This is a genomic window from Butyrivibrio sp., assembly GCF_017635265.1.
In the GTDB taxonomy this organism is placed as follows: Bacteria; Bacillota; Clostridia; order Lachnospirales; family Lachnospiraceae; genus Butyrivibrio.
This window is the reverse complement of the sequence record NZ_JAGBLU010000146.1, coordinates 42,590-64,972: the sequence shown is the minus strand read 5'-3', so window position 1 is coordinate 64,972 and position 22,383 is coordinate 42,590. Positions and strand designations below refer to the sequence as shown.

Annotated in this window: 18 protein-coding genes and 1 tRNA gene; 3 read left to right on the top strand and 16 right to left on the bottom strand. The window is 37.9% G+C overall.

Translation table 11 applies throughout. The features are described 5' to 3' along the window. Nucleotides 1–202: 202 nt before the first annotated feature. From J6O61_RS19135 to J6O61_RS19115, 5 genes are all read right to left on the bottom strand, one after another. Entirely contained in the window at nucleotides 203–1,078 is an 876-nt protein-coding gene (locus J6O61_RS19135) for a carbohydrate ABC transporter permease (protein ID WP_292215907.1), read from the bottom strand. A gap of 12 nt (nucleotides 1,079–1,090) precedes the next feature. After that, on the bottom strand, nucleotides 1,091–2,047 hold the full coding sequence (locus tag J6O61_RS19130; protein ID WP_292215906.1) for an ABC transporter permease: 957 nt from the start codon (nucleotides 2,045–2,047) through the stop codon (nucleotides 1,091–1,093). Between the two features lie 161 nt (nucleotides 2,048–2,208). Beyond that, nucleotides 2,209–3,894, bottom strand: coding sequence for an ABC transporter substrate-binding protein (locus J6O61_RS19125; RefSeq protein ID WP_292215905.1), 1,686 nt, complete (start codon nucleotides 3,892–3,894; stop codon nucleotides 2,209–2,211). Nucleotides 3,895–4,185: 291 nt separating this feature from the next. Further along, entirely contained in the window at nucleotides 4,186–4,464 is a 279-nt protein-coding gene (locus J6O61_RS19120) for a hypothetical protein (protein ID WP_292215904.1), read from the bottom strand. Nucleotides 4,465–4,562: 98 nt separating this feature from the next. Beyond that, entirely contained in the window at nucleotides 4,563–6,065 is a 1,503-nt protein-coding gene (locus J6O61_RS19115; RefSeq protein WP_292215903.1) for a UxaA family hydrolase, read from the bottom strand. Between the two features lie 240 nt (nucleotides 6,066–6,305). On the opposite strand from J6O61_RS19115, the gene uxaC reads away from it, so the two are divergent. Both uxaC and J6O61_RS19105 read left to right on the top strand, forming a co-directional pair. Beyond that, nucleotides 6,306–7,724, top strand: a complete 1,419-nt coding sequence (gene uxaC, locus J6O61_RS19110; protein ID WP_292215902.1) for a glucuronate isomerase — start codon at nucleotides 6,306–6,308, stop codon at nucleotides 7,722–7,724. A 6-nt stretch (nucleotides 7,725–7,730) separates the two neighbouring features. Further along, a complete protein-coding gene (locus tag J6O61_RS19105) occupies nucleotides 7,731–8,753 on the top strand; it encodes a LacI family DNA-binding transcriptional regulator (protein ID WP_292215901.1) in 1,023 nt (340 codons plus the stop codon). A 120-nt stretch (nucleotides 8,754–8,873) separates the two neighbouring features. On the opposite strand, the gene J6O61_RS19100 is transcribed toward J6O61_RS19105, so the two are convergent. The 3 genes from J6O61_RS19100 to mscL form a co-directional block, all read right to left on the bottom strand. Then, the gene (locus J6O61_RS19100) at nucleotides 8,874–9,329 is read right to left on the bottom strand and encodes a DUF2798 domain-containing protein (RefSeq protein ID WP_330613834.1); all 456 of its coding nucleotides are present in this window, start codon (nucleotides 9,327–9,329) and stop codon (nucleotides 8,874–8,876) included. A 223-nt stretch (nucleotides 9,330–9,552) separates the two neighbouring features. Next, nucleotides 9,553–10,641 (bottom strand): tRNA 2-thiouridine(34) synthase MnmA, encoded by a 1,089-nt coding sequence (gene mnmA, locus J6O61_RS19095; protein ID WP_292215899.1) that lies wholly within the window; start codon nucleotides 10,639–10,641, stop codon nucleotides 9,553–9,555. Between the two features lie 122 nt (nucleotides 10,642–10,763). Further along, a complete protein-coding gene (mscL, locus tag J6O61_RS19090) occupies nucleotides 10,764–11,246 on the bottom strand; it encodes a large conductance mechanosensitive channel protein MscL (RefSeq protein WP_292215898.1) in 483 nt (160 codons plus the stop codon). Nucleotides 11,247–11,459: 213 nt separating this feature from the next. Between mscL and J6O61_RS19085 the strand changes: the two genes are divergently transcribed. Beyond that, nucleotides 11,460–11,530: transfer RNA gene (locus J6O61_RS19085), tRNA-Gly, on the top strand. Nucleotides 11,531–11,681: 151 nt separating this feature from the next. Here J6O61_RS19085 and J6O61_RS19080 read toward each other — a convergent pair. The 8 genes from J6O61_RS19080 to J6O61_RS19045 are packed head-to-tail and all read right to left on the bottom strand — an operon-like array spanning nucleotide 11,682 to nucleotide 22,367. Continuing rightward, the gene (locus J6O61_RS19080; protein WP_292215897.1) at nucleotides 11,682–14,177 is read right to left on the bottom strand and encodes an ABC transporter substrate-binding protein; all 2,496 of its coding nucleotides are present in this window, start codon (nucleotides 14,175–14,177) and stop codon (nucleotides 11,682–11,684) included. 13 nt (nucleotides 14,178–14,190) lie between these two features. Beyond that, nucleotides 14,191–15,462: an ABC transporter permease gene (locus J6O61_RS19075; protein WP_292215896.1), complete on the bottom strand. Its 1,272-nt coding sequence runs from the start codon at nucleotides 15,460–15,462 to the stop codon at nucleotides 14,191–14,193. Beyond that, nucleotides 15,462–17,060, bottom strand: a complete 1,599-nt coding sequence (locus J6O61_RS19070) for an HlyD family efflux transporter periplasmic adaptor subunit (RefSeq protein ID WP_292215895.1) — start codon at nucleotides 17,058–17,060, stop codon at nucleotides 15,462–15,464. The genes J6O61_RS19075 and J6O61_RS19070 overlap by 1 nt, the downstream gene beginning before the upstream one ends. 25 nt (nucleotides 17,061–17,085) lie before the next feature. Further along, nucleotides 17,086–18,000 carry a carbohydrate ABC transporter permease gene (locus tag J6O61_RS19065; RefSeq protein ID WP_330613833.1) on the bottom strand — a complete coding sequence of 305 codons (915 nt, stop codon included), beginning with the start codon at nucleotides 17,998–18,000 and terminating at the stop codon, nucleotides 17,086–17,088. A 6-nt stretch (nucleotides 18,001–18,006) separates the two neighbouring features. Then, a complete protein-coding gene (locus tag J6O61_RS19060) occupies nucleotides 18,007–18,909 on the bottom strand; it encodes a carbohydrate ABC transporter permease (RefSeq protein WP_292215894.1) in 903 nt (300 codons plus the stop codon). 24 nt (nucleotides 18,910–18,933) lie between these two features. Further along, nucleotides 18,934–21,102 (bottom strand): DUF6449 domain-containing protein, encoded by a 2,169-nt coding sequence (locus tag J6O61_RS19055; protein ID WP_292215893.1) that lies wholly within the window; start codon nucleotides 21,100–21,102, stop codon nucleotides 18,934–18,936. Next, nucleotides 21,074–21,979 (bottom strand): ABC transporter ATP-binding protein, encoded by a 906-nt coding sequence (locus J6O61_RS19050; protein ID WP_292215892.1) that lies wholly within the window; start codon nucleotides 21,977–21,979, stop codon nucleotides 21,074–21,076. Before J6O61_RS19050 ends, J6O61_RS19055 begins: the two co-directional genes overlap by 29 nt. Beyond that, complete coding sequence (locus J6O61_RS19045; RefSeq protein ID WP_292215891.1) at nucleotides 21,972–22,367, bottom strand: GntR family transcriptional regulator; 396 nt, start codon at nucleotides 22,365–22,367, stop codon at nucleotides 21,972–21,974. The genes J6O61_RS19050 and J6O61_RS19045 overlap by 8 nt, the downstream gene beginning before the upstream one ends. Nucleotides 22,368–22,383 lie beyond the last annotated feature (16 nt).

Genomic DNA, 22,383 nt, shown 5'->3' with positions numbered 1-22,383 from the left:
ATTTTGGACTACCTCCTGTGATTTTACTTTGGTTGGCGAACCGTAAGTAATTCTATCACGGGAGGTTTTCTACTGTAAGCTAAAGCAGCTGTTGTCCCCCTGCATAGCAGGGGGTTTTATTAAAGATGCTACACAATAAAAAACCGCCTGCATGCGAATCATATACGCAAGCAGACGGTCTCCATAATACAAAATCAGTTTATTACTCTTTTACAGCTCCTGCATTAACACCCTGTACAAAGTACTTCTGAAGGAATGGATAAGCTGCCATGAAAGGAAGGATTGCGCAAACGATAGCTGCATAATAAAGAGTATTCTGAGAAACTTTATATGCCGTCGTAGGCGTATCACCATCCATGATCATTACACGAAGCTTGTACTGGAAGTTAACCTGATCCGGATTTGTAATATAAATCTGAACTGTGCTGTAATCGTTCCATACAGTAACTGCATACATAAGACCGATTGAAGCAAGTGCTGCCTTTGAAAGAGGAAGTACTATCTTGAAGAAAATTCCCATTGGACTGCAACCATCAATTTTAGCAGCTTCAAAGAGAGATCCGGGAATTCCTTCAAAGAAGTTCTTCATCAAAACAAGGTTGTAAACGTTCATTCCGTGTTTGATAACAAGAATCCACATTGTATCAACAAGATGGAGCTGTTTCATAACAAGGTATTCAGGAATCATACCACCAGAGAAAATCATTGTGAAAAGAAGGAAGAAAGACAGTGCATTTCTACCCGGCATTTCCGTCTGAGTAAGTACGTATCCACCAAGTGTTGAAAGTACAAGACCAAGAAGCGTTCCCAATACAGTTGTTATTACTGAATTAAGGAAAGGTCTGTATAATCTAACTGTTGTAAAAATTGTAAGATATCCGTTTAATGTAAAATCTTCAGGCCATAATTTGAACTGATAAACACCTACAGCATTAAAGGAATCAACAAGTACTTTCCATATAGGAATAAGAATGATAAGTGCAACAATGATAAATACAATGTAATTTATAATATCAAATACATGTACTTTGCTCTTTCTTGACTTAACTTGCATAGCCTGCGCTTTTGCCTGTGCCATAATGTTACCTCCTTAAATAATACCGCGGCCACGAATCTTCTTACTAGCCCAGTTACAAATAAGAACAAGGAAGCAACCAACAATTGATTTAAACAAACCAACCGCTGTTGTATATCCATAATCCGGAATTGCAGTAAGGAAAGTCTGGCGGTAAACATATGTTGAAATAACATCAGATACATCAAATACACGGTTATTATATAAAACAAATACTGATTCAAAAAGGTTAAGAACCTTAGCAAGATTAAGAATCAATACAATTATTACCGTATTCATAAGTGCCGGTACAGTTACGTACCAAATTTTCTGAAGTCTTGAAGCGCCATCAATATCAGCAGCCTCGTAAAGTTCAGGGTTAATACCGGAAAGTGTAGCAAGGAAAATAACTGTTCCCCAACCTGTTTCTTTCCAGATATTGATCAAATAGAATATTGGTCTCCACATTGACTGTACATGCAAAAAGTCAATGCTTTCACTAAGTACTCCCCATGACTTTAATGTCTCGTTTACAAAACCAGTAGATGATTTTGATAAAAACAGCTGGAATATAGCAGCAACTACTGCCCAGGACATAAAGTGTGGTAAGTAAATAATAGTCTGAAGAGACTTCTTTGCAAACAGGTTGTGCATTTCATTAAGAAATACTGAAACAAGAACTGATGCAAAAGTCGTGATTAATAGTTTAGTAATAGAAATCTCCAATGTGTTTGTAAATGCAGTCCAGAATTCTTTCTTTGCAAACATGGTATAGAAATTCTTAAGGCCAACAAACTCAATATTTCTAAGCTTATATGTGTAAAATGCATATCTTACACCAAGCATTGGCCAATAGTAAATTATGATTACAAAGACTAAAACCGGCAGGAACATCAAGTAGTAACCAAAGTTATTTTTGATGCGCGTACTAAGAGGCTTTTTATTGATTGGAGCTCCTGTAGATGTCATAGCAACCGTTTGCTTCTTACTCATAGCATCCTCTTCCTTTCAAATATACATAATTTACGTTTTGTTACAATTATATTATAGCAAATTTCCGTAAATTTTTTCGTAAAAAATCCCATCCCTAAGAAGATTTTTTATACCCCCAAGGGATGGGAATAATAGACTTCTGTTGAAGAAATTAAAGACTATTACTGTGCATTAAGTTCTTCTACGATCTGAGCTGATACATCGCCCCACTTCTCAAGGTACTCAGCGATAGCATCCTCAGCTGTCTTCTCACCAGTTACAACCTGGTTCATAAGAGTTGTCTTATCTGTTACAAGTTCCTCATTAACTTCTGAAAGAGTCTCGCAAGAAGCTGCCTGAGGAGCATCTACACAGTTCTCTGTAAAGAACTTGTTACCAGCTGTTACAAGGTCGTCAGAATCAACGAATCCATTTGTAAGAGGAGCAATAACAAGTACTGGATCAAGGTGATTCTTCTTCCATACTGTGTTAGGGTCATTAGGAGACTGTTTAAGGTGGAACTCACCCTCTGCGTACTCATAATCCTTCTTCTTCTCAGGATCATCAGCATTTGTTGTGAAGCTTTCAGCATGTGTTGACCAGTGAACATCCTCAGCACCATATGTCCAAAGTGTCTGAACTGTGTCACCATCAAGCATTGTCTCAAGAAGAGCATCAAAGATAGCCTGCTCACGAGCATTGCTGCCATCCTGATCATCTGTGATTACCCAAACAGGAGCTTCTCTGTTGATATAACCGCCCCATGTATCCTTGATCTCCTGAATAGGAGCAAGCTGTACAAGTCTGTCATCACCAAGATCATCATCTACGCCCTGCTTAGCCATGTTGTCTGTAAGAGTTCTAAGCCATGTTCCAGCCCAATATGTGAATACACCTTCTGAAGTTGACTGCTCAGCTGAGAACCATTTCTCACGAGCCTGCTTTGTTCCAGCTTCTTCTGTATCCGGATCGATTACGCCATCAGCATAACCCTTAGCAAGTCTTGTAAGAGCATCGATTGTAGCCTGCTCTGAGAAACCATCAACCCATACTCCATCTTTCTGATAGAATGAAGGATAAGCACCCTGCCAGAACTCTGGCATGTAATTGATATATGGTGCCTCATCAAGCTTACCGTAACCAGCAGCGATTACACCGTATGTTCCGTTTGAGCCATCGCCATCTGGATCATTGTTTGTGAAAGCAAGAAGCATGTTATAGTAGTCATCGAAAGTCTTGATATCATCAACACTCATTCCTACTGCATCAAGCCATGACTTCTTAATGTAAGTAACGCATCCATTTCCGTATGTAGGAGCAAAACCGTAAAGGTGTCCTGCGCTATCCTTCATATTCTCATTGATTGAAGGAAGTGTGATACGTGACTGGAATTCAGCGTTTGCATATGCATCAGCCATATCCCAAAGAAGACCTGTCTGAGCGTACTGTCTGAACATTGTAGCACTCATGATAAGTGCATCCGGGTAATCAGCATCACCAGGTGCTCCTGTTGTAAGAAGACGTGATACTGTTCCAGCATAATCTGAATGATCAAGCTGGTTGATGTTGAGTGTGATTGGATGACCAAGTTTCTCTGAAACTGCTTTCTCCCACTGTTCCTTAAATGCATCCTGACCATTCTCAACTGTAGCTGTAAGTGTACCATCTACTACAATGTTAAGAGTCTCAAGTGTGTACTCTTCATCTGTAGCAGCTGCAGTGTCTGTAGATGTTGTTGCATCTGTTGACTGTGCAGAAGTTGTGTCACCAGACTCTGTAGTTGTTGTCTCTGCGCTTGTGCTGCCACATGCTGCAAGAGAAGCTACCATAGCTGTTGACAGAAGTAATGATAAAACTTTCTTTTTCATCTAAATGTTTCCTCCCATATAGATTGTGTGTTTACAAAAATGTAAGCGTTTTCACTTACCTTTATATGTACTTTATCATGTACTGAAAACCTTTTCAAGCATGAAATATGCTGAATTTAAGACGTAGTTGTACACTTTTTCTTTAAAGCACCATTTTTTCTGTATTTGCGTAAGTGCTTACATGTCTATTTTTTCCAATAAAAACGTTTAACTCTTTTTTATTTCTAAAAACGATTGTGAAAATTGCACAAACGCAATGAAATAATAAAAATCTAAAAGATTAGTATTTTTTCATCCGTTACAAAGCGCATTTTTCATAACATTACTCCAGTTATCGGCAATCATTTCCAAACCTTCGTGGCTGGGATGGGTACAATCGGCCGAAACATAGGTTTCATTGCCCATCAGCTCCGTTCCGTCTGTAAAAATCAGCCTCTTTTGGGCATATTTTTTCACTATTTCTCTAAATTTCTTTGTCCGGGTCTCATCGTCATAATTAACCTTAAAGATAGAAGTTGCAAACCCGTATCTGTTGTTAAATACTCCGTCATTAGCCATTTTTTCTGACATTTTCAGGCATTCTGTAAGGTATATATCCCCTGTCTGTTTTTTTCAGCTCAACTACATTATGAAAATAAATATTGTCAAAAATAGTCCCCGCCATAGTTTTAAAGAGTCACACCTCTTTTCCAAATAGCCATGTCATGGAAGCCCGCTTCTTCACTCTTAAGCTTCTCACCCGATGCAGTCCTTAGTATCTTTTCAAAAAGTTCGTCCGTAAGCTCTTCAAAACTTCTGCCTTCAAGGATCTGTCCGGCTCTAAAATCTATCCAATTACTCTTTTTATCTGCAATAGTATTGTTACTCGCTATCTTCATAGTAGGTACAGGACATGCAAACGGCGTTCCTCTTCCTGTAGTGAAAAGAACAATCTGAGCACCGGAAGAAGCCAATGCAGTAGCCGCGCAAAGATCATTACCCGGAGCGCAAAGAAGGTTAAGTCCTGTAACATCGGTTTTTTCTCCGTATTCGAGTACATTCATAACCGGGAAATCACCGGATTTCTGAGTGCATCCAAGAGATTTATCTTCAAGAGTTGTGATTCCGCCGGCCTTATTTCCGGGGGACGGATTCTCATAAATAGGCTCACCCTGCCTGGTAAAGTAGTCTTTGAATCCGTTTATCATATTGACCGTATCATTAAACTTTTCTTCTGAAACGCATCTGTTCATAAGAATTGTCTCAGCGCCAAACATTTCAGGAACCTCTGTAAGTATTGAAGTTCCGCCGCACTCAATTATTCTGTCGGAAATTCTACCGACAAGCGGATTGGCTGTTATACCGGAGAAACCGTCACTTCCGCCGCATTTAAGACCGATTATGAGTTTTGAAGCATCAACTTCTTCTCTTTCATCAGTACTTACCTCATCAATTATCTCTTTTAAAAGTGATAATCCATCTTCCATTTCATCAGAAGACTGCTGGCAGACAAGGAACTTTACTCTTTTTTCATTAACCTCTCCAATATACGGCTTTAAAACATCAATATTACTGTTCTCACAGCCAAGCCCTAAAACAAGCACTCCGCCGGCGTTTGGATGATTTATGAGGTCGGATAATATTACCCTTGTATGTTCCTGATCATCACCTGTCTGTGAACATCCGTAGTTATGTGTAAAAGCAACAACTTCATCAACACTACCCTTAACATAAGCGTTAGCCTTTTCTGCAAGCTTTGTAGCTATGTTGTTAACACATCCAACAGTCGGGATAATCCAAACCTCGTTTCTGATGCCGACTTTGCCGTTTTCTCTTACAAAGCCCTTAAATGAAGCCTTTTTTGACCCCACCATGGATTTTCTTTTTTCAAGATAGTCCTTATCAGGTTCATACTTATACTCAAGAATGCCTTCAAGATTGGTTTTAACATCATGTGTATGAACCCACATTCCCTTAGAAATGGCCTCTGTTGCATGCCCTATGGCATAGCCGTATTTGATGATATTGTCTCCATTTCCTATATCTTTAATTGCAACCTTGTGTCCGGCAGGTACATCCTGCACAAGCACAACGCTTTCACTATCTGACAAGCTTATAGTCTGACCCTTAGCCATAGGCTCAAGACAAACAACAACATTGTCCTGTGGATGAATCTTTAAAAAATTGCTCATAATCCTACCCTTTCTCTGTTTTTATGCAGATGTAAGCTCTTTCATATCATTTAAATAAATCATATCTGCAATATTTGATTTGGTCAACTGCTTTTTGCCGTTTTTACCTATAAACGGTAAGTAAATTTATGCCTTTTTTTCTATTGTATTTAAAATAGCCCTCTTGTATAATAAATTTTGATTATGTAAATGCTTACATGTTTTTTTCAAAAAAACAAATTATACATGGAGGAATATGAAATGAAGAAATTTATGGATAAAGATTTTCTTTTACAATCTGAACCGGCAAAAAAACTCTATCATGAGTATGCTGAGAATATGCCAATACTTGACTATCACTGTCATATTAGTCCAAAGGAAATTGCCGAAGATCGTCACTTTGAGACAATAACACAGGTATGGCTCGGCGGAGATCATTACAAATGGCGTCTTATGCGTGCATTTGGTGTAGACGAAAAATACATGACAGGTGATGCTTCCGATAAAGATAAATTCCTTATGTTTGCAAAGTGCCTTGGTAAGGCCGTAGGTAACCCACTCTATCATTGGGCACACCTTGAACTCAGAAAATATTTCGGATATAACGGTGTTCTTAATGAAAAAACAGCCGAGGAAGTTTACGATCTTTGCAACAAAGTTCTTCAATCTCCTGATATGAGCGTAAGAAAGCTCATCAAGATGTCTAACGTTACTTTGATCTGCACAACAGATGATCCTATCGATACACTTGAGTGGCACGACAAGATTAAAGAGGACTCTTCCTTTGATGTTAAGGTACTTCCTGCATGGAGACCTGATAAAGCAAAAAATATTACAAAGCCTGAATTCACAGATTATATTAGTAAGCTTTCAGAAGTAAGCGGTGTAAAGGTTGATTCTTTCAAAGCTCTCAAGGATGCTTTAAGAGTAAGACTTGACTACTTTGCTTCAAAAGGATGCAACGTAACAGACCACGCTCTCGAATATGTTATGTACAGACCTGCTTCCGATGAAGAAATTGAGGCTATTTTTGCCAAGAGACTTCGCGGCGAAGAGATATCTTACGAAGAAAGCCTTAAATTCGAGACAGCATTTATGCTCTTTGAAGGCGAAGAAATTGCAAAGCGCGGCTGGGTAATGCAGCTCCATTTCGGATGTAAACGTGACAACAACACTCCAATGTATGAAAAGCTTGGACCTGATACAGGCTTTGATACTATCGGCGCATATTATCCAATGGGCGAGCTTGCTGATTTCCTCAATGCTCTTCATGTAAAGAACTCTCTTCCAAAGACTATTCTTTACAGTCTCAACCCAAGTGATAACAAAATCATCAACACTACTCTTAATGCATTTAATGAAGGTCCTGTTGTTGCCAAAATTCAGCAGGGACGCGCTTGGTGGTTTAACGATACAAAGCTTGGTATGGAGCAGCAGCTTGAATCAGTTGCAGAGTCAGGAAATCTTTCCGGTTTCGTTGGAATGCTTACAGATTCAAGAAGCTTTACTTCCTACACAAGACATGATTATTTCCGCAGAATACTTTGCAATTATCTTGGAAGCCTTGTTGAGAACGGTGAATATCCGGAATCAGATCTTGATATTCTTGGCGAGATTGCTGCTGATATCTCCTACAACAACGCTGTAAGATATTTCAAATTTCCATTAGAAACGAGATAAACTTTTATGAGTAACCAGATGACTATTTATGACATATCCAAAAAGGCCGGTGTATCTATTGCTACCGTTTCTAGAGTTTTAAATGGAAGCACCAATGTTAAACCGAAAACCCGAAAAAAGGTCATGGATATAATTGAACAATATGGTTATAAGCCCAATGCATTTGCAAGAGGTCTTGGCCTTAACTCAATGAAGACTATCGGTATTCTCTGTGCAGATGCTTCAGACCTTTATTTGGCCAAAGCTTTATACTATATTGAACAGAACCTTAGAGAAAACGGTTATAATTCTGTTCTTTGCTGTACAGGATATGAGATGGATTCAAGAAAAGATTCTCTCAATCTCCTACTTTCACAGCATGTTGACAGTGTCGTAATGGTCGGATCAAACTTTATCATGAATAATCCTGAGGACAACCAGTATGTGAACGAAGCTGCCGCTTCTGTTCCCATTATGCTGCTCAATGCCGATTATGACTGCAATAATGTGTATTGTACCTTATGTGATGATCACAAAGCTACTCAGGATGCTACAGAAAAGATGCTTAATGCAGGACTTAAAAATATTTTGTATCTTTACAACAGCAATTCATATTCAGGTTTGAAAAAACTGGCAGGATATCAGAATGCTCTTCTATCTCATGATATCCCGGTAAAAAAAGAGCTGCTTCAGTGTTTCAAAGGATCCAACGAAGATATAGACGGTGTTAAGAATTTTATCGATAAGCTTTATAATAAAGGCGTAAAATTTGACGGAATAATAGCAAGCGATGATTTTCTTGCTGTCGGAGCCATGAATTTTGCAAGAGCCAACAAGATTAAGGTTCCAAGTGAGCTTCAGATCATTGGCTATAATAATTCAATTCTGACACATTGTTCCGAGCCGCCAATTTCTTCTATCGACAATCGTCTTGAAGATATGTGCATACAACTTGTTAAGACCCTTATCGGAACTCTTTCACAAAGTGAAATGCCACAAAAAACTATTTTTTCCGGTGAACTTATTGAAAGAGGTTCCACAAAACTATAATAAATAAAAAATATCCTCCTTATAGCCTAAAAACTATAGGGAGGATATTTTTACTACTGATGCACCGGATAATAAATACCCGATGCATCATTGATAATTATTTTCGTTGTACCGGAAATATTAAGCTGCCTTTTGAGCTTTTTTAATATTGTCCTTAAAAAATGTCTTCATAATAAATCCAAATACATTTCTTACAAATGGTCCTGCAAAGAAAATCTGCCAGCAAAGCGCCATTGGGAAATTAAAAGCTGTAGTCTGAAGCCATACACTTACAAATTCACTTCCTGCATTCTTAAAAAGAATTGTAGCTGCAAGACTCATAAGTGGGCACATAAGGCAAACAGACATTGATGAAATTGCAAGTATCATCATAATCATAGGATCTTTACCCGGAGTTACAAACCTGAAAGCAAGAATCTGCGCAAGTTTTCCTACAAATAAAAGTTCAAGTACAACAGCTATAGGCCACATAATAATAATTTCTCCAAATGCAGCAAGGAAAACAAAGTTCTGAAGTCCTCCTACACTTAGTGATATGTTGTAAACTATCATGGCATAAACCATGACAAATGCCATTAAGGCAGTAAAAAACACATCCTGTAATTTGCTCTGTGGTAACATAAAAAGGGTTCCTCTCTTTCTTAAATAGGGAAGACCTCCGTGTTGTTCGTTATCATCTGGCAAAGGATGTGCGTTTCCAATAATACCTTGAAATCTTCTATTATATTTTTTCAGCAAGTTCAGATTATAACAGATTCCAAGGTATTATGTAAGTATTTTTTGTCATAAAATTTATTCATTATTCATTGGAAATTATTCCACCGCCCAAAACATAGTCGCCATCATATAAAACAGCTGACTGCCCGGGAGTTATGGCTCTTTGCGGTTCATCAAAGGTAAATACCGCACTTCCATCATCCTTTATAATACATACTCCCGGCTGCTCCTTATGTCTGTATCTTATCTTGGCGCTGCACCTAAACTCGCCCTTTGGTGGTTCGCCGGTAATCCAGTGAAAATCTCTGATATTTACTTCTCTTTTAAACAAATCTTCATTATCTCCGAGAATAACCCGGTTTTTATTTACATCAAGTTTGGTTACATAAAGCCTCTTCTTGTCAGGAATTCCAAGTCCCCTTCTCTGCCCAATCGTATATCCTATAATTCCGTTGTGCTGACCTAATACATTACCATTTGTATCAACAAAATTGCCCTTAGGATAGTCCTTCCCCCTGTATCTTTTTATCATTGCGGCATAGTCGCCATCCGGAACAAAGCAGATATCCTGACTTTCGCTTTTATGGGATGTTACAAACTTTTTTCCTTCAGCAATTTCTCTCGCTTCTGCCTTGGTATATTCACCAAGAGGAAAGAATGTATGAGAAAGCTGCTCTTCCGATAAATCGTAAAGAACATAGCTCTGATCCTTATTTATATCTTTTGCCTTAAGAAGGTAAAAATGTCCGTCCTTTTCCTCTATTCTGGCATAGTGACCTGTCACAATATAGTCAAAGCCCATATCTCTGCCCTTTTGATATAGGATATCAAACTTAAGATATTTATTGCATCTAATACATGGGTTAGGCGTCTCGCCTCTCTCATAACTGCAAACAAAGGGTTCTATTACATTTTCTCTAAATTCAGCCTCATAATGATATATCTGATAATCTATACCAAGTCTGTCACAAACAGCCCTTGCATCCTGAGTATCGGCAAGGCTACAGCATGTATCAAATAAATCCTTGCCCACCATATCATTTTCGTAAAGTCTCATGGTGCAGCCCATGCAGTCATACCCTTTGTCTACCATAAGTGATGCAGCAACCGATGAATCAACTCCACCGCTCATTGCAATCAGTGCTTTTTTATTAAAACTAGTCTTAGACATATATTTTTCCTTATAAATATTACTTAATTGGCCTTTACTCTTTTCCTGGAAAAAAGTAAACCCTTATACTCGAAGGTACAAGGGCTACGATACTACATTTTTCAGCAAAAGACAAACATAAATTATAACTCAGATGTGCAGTGTGGGCATCTTGTCGCTTCAATGTTGATTTCACTCTTACAACGAGGGCAAATCTTCGTTGTAGCAGGCGCCTGCTCCTCTTCCTTTTTAATCTTGTTGCTTACAGAATTCATAAACTTAACAAGAAGGAATATTACAAATGCCATAAGTATAAAGTTTATGACTACTGTAATAAAAGTTCCATAGTTAAGAGTTGCTGCCCCTGCTTCCTTAGCAGCATCAAGTGTAGCGTACTGTGATCCATCAAGGCTTACAAACATGTTGTTGAAATCAATTCCGCCTGTCAGAAGACTGATTACAGGCATGATAATGTCATCTACAAGTGATGTAATGATCTTCTGGAAGGCGCCACCGATGATAACACCGACTGCCATATCCAATACATTACCACGCATGATAAATTCGCGGAATTCCCCGGCGAGGCTTTTCCCCTTGCCAGCAACTTTCTTAATATCCTCTGTCATTTGTTTTCCTCCTCCAATACCGCCAGTTTATTATCTGACTTACTCCGGTCGGATGCAGATACCGTAACTTAACAAAAAGGCTTCGAACGGTATCTTGCTCCCATACAATACCTTTTTCAGTTATAAAAAAATTATATCACTAAAAATAATGCTTAACCACTTGAAATTATCAGTTAATACGAGTAAACTAAAATAGTTGTTGGTAAACAATATGCAGGATTAGTACATCGGTAGTATATTAGCTTCCCAAGCTAAGGAGGCGGGTTCGATTCCCGTATCCTGCTTATATCAAGCGATGCAATAAAAAGGGCAAGTAAATTTTCATGTTTACATGAATAAATTTATTTGCCCTTTTTATTATACCGCGCGAAAGCGCGGATGAGGATTGCGAAGCAATCCTCATATGCATCATTTGATATAAGCTACATCGTTTGATCATGAATTTTCATTTACATATATAGACAATCTGCTTTGTATGATATTTGCCACCTCTTCGGCACTCTTCTGACCGCTAAAGAAAGCTGATGCTTCTTCCATAATAATATTATTTACATTGGCATTGTAAGTCATAGGCTCGCTTAAAGAATAAACAAAGTTCTCAACAAACTGCACATCTTCCTTGGTCAGATTTGGAAGTTTTACTTCCTGATCTCCAATCCAGTAATACTCTATTTCTTCCTGTTTATCACCATTTTCATCAGTATAGTACTTCGTCTCCATAGATTCTTTGGCTTTTTTTTCAAAAGCTGATTTTGTGACAGGGAAGTTAAATTCAATATTATTTTGGTACTCATCAAGATAGAACGTTCTAAGGAACTGCCAGATTCCATCTGTGTACTTGGATCTTGCGCTTACCGCCAGTGAAACACTTGGAAGAATTGTAGAATAGTTTTCGCCTCTTTCATTAGGGAAACCCACAAATGCCACGTCCTCTCCAAAAGTTCCGTACTTAATTCTCTTGTACTGATCAAAGCCATAGATTCCGGTGAAATAAAGTACGCCTTCATTGGTCCTGTATATTTCATCAAGGTTTTTATCCCAGATTGATTCGTCATATTCTTCAGGGAAATTCTTTGTAAACTCCAAAAGCTTTATGAAATTTTCATCTGTAAAGTTACATTTTTTATTTTCCCAATCAATGAACTTATTTCCTGAATAAGCAATTCCATAATTCATAAGTTCCTGACGATTCTGAGGTCCGCATGCAAGGTTGTATCCTGCCCCGCTTTCTTCAATAAGATTTTCAACATCATTGATTGTAAGTGTCTCTTTTCCTCCGGTACGAGACTTCTTCATAGCTACAGTTGCTATGCTAAAGCTGGGGATCATAAGATACATCTTATCGCCGGTCTTAAATGCATCAATTACATTGTCAATAAACTCTGTTCCTGAAATATCCGGATCATTCTTAATGAATGCATTCAAATCAAGAAACAGCCCCTTATTTATGAAACTGTCCACAGGAGATTCCGTATTAAATGCCATAATATCAGGCACATTTCCGGATACAACATCAAGATTAAATCTGTTGGTTCCTTCATCCCAATTATCTTCTGAATCGTAAACAGAATAGTCTACCAGTTTAATCTTGTAATCCTGATTCTCCTGATTAAACTTAACGGCGGCCTTTCTTACAGAATAGTCAATGTAAACTCCTCCCAAAGTAATAATCTGCTTATCCTTCACCTGATCTGCAGGAACCTTAACAAGTCTTTCCAGATTATAATTGTATTCAAAATCAGGTAAAACAGCCAAAAATTCAGTATCACTGATTGCTACTATGGAGCTTATTGAATAATCAGCAGAAAGATCTGAATCCACATAGTCCATTATCTTGGTAAGCTTGTCTGCTTTAAAGTCATACCCGTATATAGCTGACTCAGTGCTAATATAAAGGTCATAGCCATTACCTTCAAATACTGTCATACTGTTATAATGCTCAAGAGCTGCCGCCTTCTGACCGATCTCACCCTTTTCCAGATCAACTGGGGCAATCACATATCCATCGTTTCCATATCCTGCCAGGAATATGTCACCATTGAAACCCTTATACAGGTCAAGATAGCAATCCTTATACTCCTCAGACTTAGTGGTATCATACACAAGTTTAAAACCGTTATTTTCATCAAAAAATTCTATTCCGCGGCCGGTGTTCATCACTACGCCGTATTTATCGGAATATATCATTCCGTAAATCTGGAGGTAATCTCCCTCTGCCAGATCCTTATTAATGTCATATTTATATATAAGATTTCCTGATGCATCGAACTTTACAACATACCTCTCTTCTTCTGAGGATTCATACATACTTCCTGCGTAGCCATCACCGTCATCTGCAATCATCTTGTCATCAGTTTCCTCAGAGCTTTCGGTATTGGCATCGTCCAAAGAGTTTTCACTTAAGGCACTATCACCGGCTTCATCTTCAACTGATGAATTTTCCCTTGCCAGGTCCGAAAAGTCATCTGAAGCTTCATCAGATGCATTGTCAGTATTTTCTTCATCATCCATGATATGCATCTCATCATCTTCCCAATGATAGATTTCCTCAATTGCATAGATATTTCCATCGACATCAAAATTAAAGTGACTGTAGCTTTCTCCGTCACTATTCGGAAGATAAACCGTACTAAGCCCGGAACCGTCATAGTTAAATGAATTTACTGCGACTCCCTTATCCACAGATCCATAAAAGTCAACAGCATAAACCTTATCTCCTACAATCTTAACTGTTGAAATGTTTTTAGCATCAATATCTATTCCCAGATCCGCTATCTTAAACACATAATCCTTGGAACCTGTGGAAGCTTCATTAAGTATGCTGTCATCTGAACCGCTTTTTTCTTTTCCGCAGCCGGATAAAGTTCCAACTACCATAGTCATCGCCAAAGCTATTGTTCCGGCTTTTTTTAAAAACTTGCTTCTTTTCATAACATCTCTCCTCTCACACCATGGGCTTACCCTTATTTTCAGTCTTTCTCTGCTGTCTTTTCACCTCTATATCATATTTCTTTTCCATAAGATCATTTACCAAGCCTCTGACAGTCCATGTCTTATGTCTGTAAGCTTTTATAATAAAAATAACCAGTATTACAATTACTACTATTCTGCAAATCAGTCTTATAAATAAAAGTGTAGCCAATATATCCTCATATCCCCTTGCCAGATTCTCCCAATAAGGGAAGAATATAGCTTTACTCCACATACTTCTCGTTCCGTAGGATAAGATAACATTCAATAATGCAAAAAATGAAAATCGCTCTGTATTGTCAATTACGGTAACATAAGCATCATCAAGACCGGTGCTCTCTTTTACTATCTTGGCAACTATACCGTCTACCGGTCCCGGCATTACAACCTCATAACAATTAATGCCGCCCTTATTTGCTTTGGTTCCATCTTCTGCTATTTCTATGTTTTCAGTACGTCCGCTTAATATAGTTCCATACTTGCAAAGGCTATCATAGGAAATGTATGCAATGCCTGTCGTCTGACCTGACGCTTTTCGCATCCTTCCTTCTTCCCTTTTTACAACACCGCTTACATAATGCGGAACCCCGCCTATAGTAACCATCTGACCAACAACATCATCTGAACCAAAAAGCTGCCAGGAAAGATCCTCATCTATAACAATCCCATCCTTCATAATTGCATCAGGCATATAGTAGCTTCCGCTGACCAGTTCAAGTGGATGAAAAAGAAAGAAATCCCCCTCAGTTCCAATTGCATTTATCTTATCAGCAGTTTTATTTTCAAACGTTATTGATACGATACCCTGTGCACTAAAGCAGCTGGTATAAAGCCTTGAATCATCAGTTTCTACAGGTGTTTCAATCACTTCTTCGGAAGGCTTGTCAAGTGGCTGAGTATCAATGATAACAGGAGTATCTGATTTTTTTCCTGTGCCGGATGTGGTATCATCTTCATCATTCACAATACCGACATCGTTCATTTTTCCGTTAAGAACATACTCAAGTTTCCTGATAAAATCAGAATCTATAAGTTGATCCTCTGTAAAAAATACACTAACCTGAGTCATTTTCTTTTCGTCAGACCATCTTAAAGCGCTCGCCTGTTCAGGAAGTTTATTTATCAGTATTCTGCTGTAAACTCCCAATAAAAAGTCCAAAAGAATCAGGCAAATTACAAGTAAAAAGACTTTTCTCTTAAAAAGCTTTATTAAACTATCCTTTATCTGTAATAATCTTTTCTTCATTATTCGTTAGAAAGCCTTACCTGTTCTCCTGCCTTTACAGGTTTATTGGAAGTAGTGATAACATATTCATAATCATCAATTGCTGCTGTGATAGCAGAGTTTTTATCATCTGATGCAACGACAGTCACATCTGCTCTTGTAGCAGTATATCTGTTTCCAAGGGGTGATGATTTACTTTTTACTATGAGAACAAACTTACCATTTGTATCTGTCTTAATAGCACTGTTTGGAACTATCATGTCATAGTTCTGACTTCTCTCTCCTATGGCAAGAGAAAGATTCTGTCCCGGAGTTACTTCTGTACTCTCAATTTTGAATGTAAGAAGTTTTTTACCTGCCGGATCCTGCTTGTCATTTTTAATAGATATTAATGTAGCTTTAAAGTTCGAACTAAACTGCCATGCATTCTGCGGCTGTGCTGCGTCACCCACTTTAAGCTTTTGAGCCTGTGAATTGGTTACCGAAAAGCTTGTGGTCATGTCTTTTCCGTCAACCTGCACAACAGCAATTGTCTCATCGGCAGCCGTCGACTCACCTGCAACCTTATTTACAGAAGAAACAATTCCCGCAACAGGGCTCTTAACGGATGCACCTACTGATTCAGCTTCAAGCTTTGCAATTTTCTCTTTTTGTTCTGTTATCTTGTCTCTCTTTTGGCAAAGGGAAATCTCAACATTTATGCTCTTTAGCTGATTTTCCTTATCTTTTTCTGCCACCTTAAGAGCTGCAGCTGTCTGAGCCTTTTTCTCTGTTGACTGTGATATTTTTTGTGTATAGCTGTAACCTTGTTGAGAACTGTATGTTGAAAGCTGATTTTTATCTCTTGTAAGCTCAGCCATAAAATTCTCAAGTTCATCTACTCTGTCTGTATCACCATCATTAGCTGCTTTAGTCATATCAGAAGTTGCCTGATCAATTAAATACTGAGGAGTAATAGAATTATAATCAAGACCTGCTTTTTCATATCCCCAAAGGTTATTCAGATAGTCAAGTTCCGCTTGTGCAGCGTTATCTGCATCAAGTGCCGCATTATAAGCATCAAGAACTGAACCGACCTGTGCCTGATAAGTGTCGTAAGAAGCTGTTTTGCCATTTCTTACATTGGAGATAACAGCGCTTGAAACGTCTCCTGAAAACATCATCTGCTCATAATCAAGTTCTAACGTGTCCAGATTTTCTTTTGCTTTTATAAGTTCTTCTGATTCCTTGTCCTCTAAATAGTAAATAACATCTCCAATTTCAACATGTGTTCCTTCTTTAACAGCAACACCTGAAATCTTTCTTGTTTCTTTTACCGTGATATTATAAGGATCCTCAGCAGTAACTGTTCCGGTTCCTCTTATCTGCGGGCTTATCGAACCGCTTTCTATCTGAACCGTTGCAACCTGCGGAAGTGTGTAATTCATAATTGTATTGGAAAAAAATGTAAGGATTAACATAACAGATAAAAAGCCAATAGCGACATTTTTAACTATATCTTTCCTGTTACTCCCACTTGATAAATAAACCGAATTCCTGATTTTTCCAATTACCTTTCCCTCAGAATCAATAATCTCTCCAAGGTTTGAATCTTTTCTTTCGTCAAAATTTTCTGACATAACAAAACTCCCCTAAATAAAATATTTAACCTTTAATTCCTCCCTGGTAGGAAATTCCTTCCACCAGATAGTCCTCGCCATATAAAAATATAAGAAGCGGCGGAATAAGATATATTACAGCCACAGCAAAGGCAAGGCTTATTTCTCCCGAATTTATCTTAGAAAGAAAGACAGAAAGCGGATGAAGATCCGGATCATCCAAAAGAATAAGAGGCTGTTCAACCATATTCCAATAATCAAAAAATACAAGTATAGCAATTGACGCAATACCTCCTTTACATAATGGCATGTTGATCCTTGAAAAAATGTACCACTCATCTGCTCCGTCTATTGAAGCCGCCTCCAATACTTCCGTCGGAATCCTTCTCATAAATTTAGTCAAAAGATATACCGCAAACGGAGAAAAAAATCCCGGAAGCCATATGGACCACCTGCTTCCATATATTCCCAACGCCTTGGAAACCAGGAAATTGGGCACCAGCGTAACCTGGTATGGCATGAGCATCATAATAATATAGGCAAAAAAGATTGCTCTTTTTAATTTACCGTCATATCTTGAAAAGCCGTACGCCGCAAGGGTTGCAATTCCCAGTTGAACCACCACAATCGGAGCCACATAAATTATTGAATTCCAAAACTTAATCAGATACTGCGGACTTTTGAAAAGAACTGTAAAATACTGAGCAAACGTCACCATATCGGGAATGAATTTCAGATTCACAGTTTTTGAGATGAAAATTTTCCCTCCCTTTTCAGTGGTAGCAAATATCGAGCCATAATTGGCATTTATCTCCGATGAAGACATAAATGAATTCGTTATTGTTAATATAATAGGCATAAGGAAAACAACTGCAAAAATCAGAGCTGCCACAGTAACAACTGCGGTTTTTACGTTATCTATCCGCCTTTTCTTTTTATACATTTTCTGTAGCATATTCATGCTGTTTTACCCTTCTACATCCTTTCCGTAGTAGTTTTCAACAGCATACATGATGTAAACAAGACCTGTTACTACTATAAACATAATTATGGCCGCAGCTGACAGTTTTTGATAGTCAAGTGATGCAAACGTATTGTTCATAAAATGCTGCAGCATATAAAGCGAATCTACAGGATAATCTCCCGTCATCAGGTAAACTTCTCTAAAAACTTTAAATGAATTAATCAGAGACATTATCGTAACAAAAAGTATTGACGATGACATGTACCTGACTTTTATATACCAGAAAACCTGATATTTGGTTGCATTTTCAAGTGCCGCCACCTCCAAAAGTTCTTTGGGAATACTTGCAAGAGCCGACATAAACAAAATCATGTTGTAGCCCAGATTTTTCCATAGGAAAAGAGCTATTATAACTACCTGTGCTCTGTCTGACTTAAGCCAGTCAATCTTATCTGCTCCGAAAACCGCAGTAAAATTATTGATAAGACCGTTGTAATGAAACATAACCTGCCATATAAGAACAACCGATGCGGTCGGAACCATTAAAGGGCTCAAGAAAAAGGATCTGAAGTAGCTCTTAAAAGGAATCCTTGACTCCATTACGGCAGCCAGAAAAAGTGATAGTAAAACTGCAAGTGGAACAGCCACAAAAGAAAATTTAAGTGTGTTTATTCCCGCAAGTTTAAATGCACCGTTATTCCATACGTTTATGTAATTAGCAAAGCCAACGAAATTTTTTTGAATGGGATTATTTATCAAAGAATAATAGATGACAACTCCAAAGGGAGCCACAAAAAAAAGCATAACTCCCAATAAAGAAGGAGCTAAAAAGAGCCAGGATATAAGGCTCTTTTTCTCATTTGAAGACAGCTCCCTTTTTCTTAATCTATTTATTTTACTTTTCACCCCTGCAAAACTTTTTAACACTTCTTACTCAGTATCCTTTACAACAAATTCCGGAACTTTCCCCTTTAAGAATGAATAATATGATCCATCGCTCCCATAATAATCGGTGCCATCTGACTTTTTGGTTATTACAACACTGTATTTGGCATCTTTTTGACTATAATCATACCAATATCCATTATAGTCTGAAGTAACGATATCTTGAAGTATTTCTGACACTTCTTTGCTATTTTTTACCGGATCATAAGTAGCACTAGTAGTCATCACTTCTTCATCACGCAAGAGCTTGCCTGAATCAAAATCATCAAGGTTATAACCCGGATAATAATTATCAACTCTTATGCTGCTTATCATCTCAGGTGTAAGCTTGGGCTCAACATAGATATTATGGTCTTTGATAAGTTTCAGCAGATTTGTACTGTTCTCATAAACAGGAACAGAAACGTTTACATAATGAGCCCCATTGCTGTTAAATTCCAAACTACCAATTGGCTGATTATTTTTCAGGTATGAATAATTAGCCCCCTCTAAAATATCCTTTCTGTAAGCATCACTTATTTCAACATATGTAATGGTATCGTCAGACTTCCTTCCACCGGCAGAAACATAAGAAACACTATTGTTACCCACGTTGGAACCTGTCATTTTTCTAATTGCATCATCATCAAAGCAAATGTAATGGCCCTTTTTATACTCTTCACTTGAAACTATGCTGTCCATAAGAGTTTCGTCTGTATCATAAGGAATAAATATAGACCTGTAGATTTTTCTACCATCCTTCATCCTGTACAAAATAGAAAGGTCATATCCTTTCAAATAATATGAATCCTCGGAATAATTCTTTTTTTCCTTCATTCCGATAGCTGCAAGCTTAACAAAGGATTCCGCGTCCGTTATATACATATGTTCTTCTGAATAGCCGTCTCCAAACATGCCTCGACCGATCCACACATTATAATTGTAGTCATCCTGGAGAATAGCACAGCTTTCTACCTTTTCAGCTGATGGCACGTAAGAGTCAAATCCGATCAGGTCACCCTTAAGAACCACAAAGATTAAAACAACCAGACTCGCAGAAATGATCGTAGATGCTTTGCCCTTAGTAAATCTTCTGATATTAGCATCCAATATTACCTCTATAAAACATCCTGTAATTACAGAAGTAACAAGCATGATCACAAACATAAGAATAAAAAGTTTATCATCCCAGATATAATCATTCATAAGATAAACAAGAATTCCTGCTGCAATACCACTCATTACACTTACGATTATTTTTACAACCCATCTGAAAGGTCTGAACACAAAGCTTTTGCCTGCCATTTCAGCTTTTCTCTTTTTGCTGAAAACAAGAACGAAAATAAATGCAATTATACCTACAATAAGCGTATCAATATCATATCTTACAATATCTTTTGCAGCATCAAGCACATTCCTGCCACAAAAATAACTACTATCATTCAAGGTATTTCTAAACAGAGTTATGCATCTGTCAAACAGTGGGGATAAATATACTTCAAACGACTCACTGTAAGAAAATGTTTTAAAGAATATCTCTTTTAAACCTCTTAGCTCAGCTGCAAGTGCCAAAGATAATACAGCAAAAAATCCTGTCAAAAGAAACGCCGAAAGCATAGTACCGCTAAGCATAATAGCAAGGACAGTTACATTATAAACAGTAAAGAACAGCACTATTGATCTCAAAAATTCTATAAATACCGAAACCAGCACTGCCTTGTTTACAGCCCCCATACCGGCGGCAACGAGTAACGCCACCATCTCTACAATCGCAAAAATAAATAAAAAAGTTCCAAAAGCATTTAAATAGTTTTTCCTAAGTCGCTGGAATCTGGTGGTTGGCTGACTTAAGTAAAAATCCATCTGACTTTGATTGAAAACATAAGAAAAACCTTGAAATGCAAACGCAATGGCGACAAACACAACAAAAGCAAAGGTAATGCTGTTGATACCCATTATCATTGAAACTGCCTTATACATTTCAACCTTGAGCACAGTCTCAGACTGTCCGTACATGTTCGCGTAGTTTATGCTCCTTGAAACAAGTAATATCACACCGAAAATAAAATACCCTGCCACGAAAGGAAGTGCCACAAGTGCTGTCCAAAGAGTTCTGGTAATATATTTTTTTTGATTTTTAAGTCTTTCACTGAAGGATAAATTTCCTGATGTCATACCCCACTACCTCCGTCTCACTAATAAATATCTCTTCCAATGTAAGAGCAAGTACTTCAAAGAAAACCGGATTACCGCGCTTAAATGCCGCTTCGATCTCCTCCCTTTCACCTCGCATTGTAATAGTGTGAAGTCTTCCTCTCTTTTCATGAAGAAGAATATCTATTCCTTCAAGCGCCTTTTTTTCATCCTCATCAGAAGCAAAAACACACTGAACCTTCTGCATATTAAGCTTCATATCACTTATGTCCTCTGACAGGATAACTCCGCCCTGATGAAGAAGTCCAACATGATCGCATATATCCTCAAGTTCTCTAAGGTTGTGAGAAGCGATAACCGGTGTAAGTCCTCTGTCTTCCATTTCAGCAGCAAAAAGACTCTTAACTCCCTGCCTTACTACCGGGTCAAGACCATCAAAGGTTTCATCACAAAGAAGATATTTGGTTCCCGCACAGATTCCAAGCAGAATGGAAATCTGCTTTTTCATTCCCTTTGAAAACGTGCTGATTTTCCTCTTGGTATCAAGTCCAAAGCCTCCGCACATCTTAAAGAAACGCAGTTTGTCAAATTTCTCATAAATTCCTTCATAGTAATCTGCCATATCTTCAGGAGTACTGTTAGGTAAAAAATACTGATCATCAGAAATGTAAAAAATATCTTTTTTTACCTCGGGATTGTCATAAACAGGTCTGTTATCAACACATACTATGCCAAGATCAGGCTGAATAACTCCTGCTATAATCCTCAAAATTGTACTTTTTCCTGCCCCATTTGTACCTACAAGTCCGAAAACTTCGCCATCTAAAATGCTAAGTGAAACACGATTGACAGCTTTGATGTCGTCATAGGATTTTTCCAGATCTAGTAACTCAATCATGCCTGTTCTCCTTTATTTTCATATCATCCCCAAGTCTGGTCTTTATTTCCTTTACCAATTCCTCTATAGGTATTCCGATTTCTTTTGCCTCTACAAATAAGTCAAGTACAGCCTTAATAAGTTCTTCCTTTTTGTTAGCCATGAGCATACCGCTGCTGTCTTTAACAAAATTCCCTCTGCCTTTGACTGTATAAATGAATCCTTGTCGTTCAAGTTCAGCATACGCTTTCTGTACTGTATTGGGATTTGTAGACAATTCCATTGACAGACTTCTTACAGATGGCATCTGATCGTCAGGCTGCAAAATACCTTTAAATATCTGCACCTTGAAATTCTCAACTATCTGCTCATAGATTGGTCTGCTATCCTGATAATCAATAAGCTTCATTCTCTTCACCCGAAAA

Coding starts and splice junctions, on each gene's coding strand:
- J6O61_RS19100 (WP_330613834.1), bottom strand. CDS start 9,329: ATGGCATTTGTCATGGTTTATGCCATGATAGTTTACAACATATCACTA.
- J6O61_RS19135 (WP_292215907.1), bottom strand. CDS start 1,078: ATGGCACAGGCAAAAGCGCAGGCTATGCAAGTTAAGTCAAGAAAGAGC.
- J6O61_RS19130 (WP_292215906.1), bottom strand. CDS start 2,047: ATGAGTAAGAAGCAAACGGTTGCTATGACATCTACAGGAGCTCCAATC.
- J6O61_RS19105 (WP_292215901.1), top strand. CDS start 7,731: ATGAGTAACCAGATGACTATTTATGACATATCCAAAAAGGCCGGTGTA.
- J6O61_RS19055 (WP_292215893.1), bottom strand. CDS start 21,102: ATGACATCAGGAAATTTATCCTTCAGTGAAAGACTTAAAAATCAAAAA.
- J6O61_RS19070 (WP_292215895.1), bottom strand. CDS start 17,060: ATGTCAGAAAATTTTGACGAAAGAAAAGATTCAAACCTTGGAGAGATT.
- J6O61_RS19045 (WP_292215891.1), bottom strand. CDS start 22,367: ATGAAGCTTATTGATTATCAGGATAGCAGACCAATCTATGAGCAGATA.
- J6O61_RS19050 (WP_292215892.1), bottom strand. CDS start 21,979: ATGATTGAGTTACTAGATCTGGAAAAATCCTATGACGACATCAAAGCT.
- J6O61_RS19065 (WP_330613833.1), bottom strand. CDS start 18,000: ATGAATATGCTACAGAAAATGTATAAAAAGAAAAGGCGGATAGATAAC.
- J6O61_RS19080 (WP_292215897.1), bottom strand. CDS start 14,177: ATGAAAAGAAGCAAGTTTTTAAAAAAAGCCGGAACAATAGCTTTGGCG.
- J6O61_RS19125 (WP_292215905.1), bottom strand. CDS start 3,894: ATGAAAAAGAAAGTTTTATCATTACTTCTGTCAACAGCTATGGTAGCT.
- J6O61_RS19075 (WP_292215896.1), bottom strand. CDS start 15,462: ATGAAGAAAAGATTATTACAGATAAAGGATAGTTTAATAAAGCTTTTT.
- mnmA (WP_292215899.1), bottom strand. CDS start 10,641: ATGTCTAAGACTAGTTTTAATAAAAAAGCACTGATTGCAATGAGCGGT.
- J6O61_RS19115 (WP_292215903.1), bottom strand. CDS start 6,065: ATGAGCAATTTTTTAAAGATTCATCCACAGGACAATGTTGTTGTTTGT.
- mscL (WP_292215898.1), bottom strand. CDS start 11,246: ATGACAGAGGATATTAAGAAAGTTGCTGGCAAGGGGAAAAGCCTCGCC.
- uxaC (WP_292215902.1), top strand. CDS start 6,306: ATGAAGAAATTTATGGATAAAGATTTTCTTTTACAATCTGAACCGGCA.
- J6O61_RS19120 (WP_292215904.1), bottom strand. CDS start 4,464: ATGTCAGAAAAAATGGCTAATGACGGAGTATTTAACAACAGATACGGG.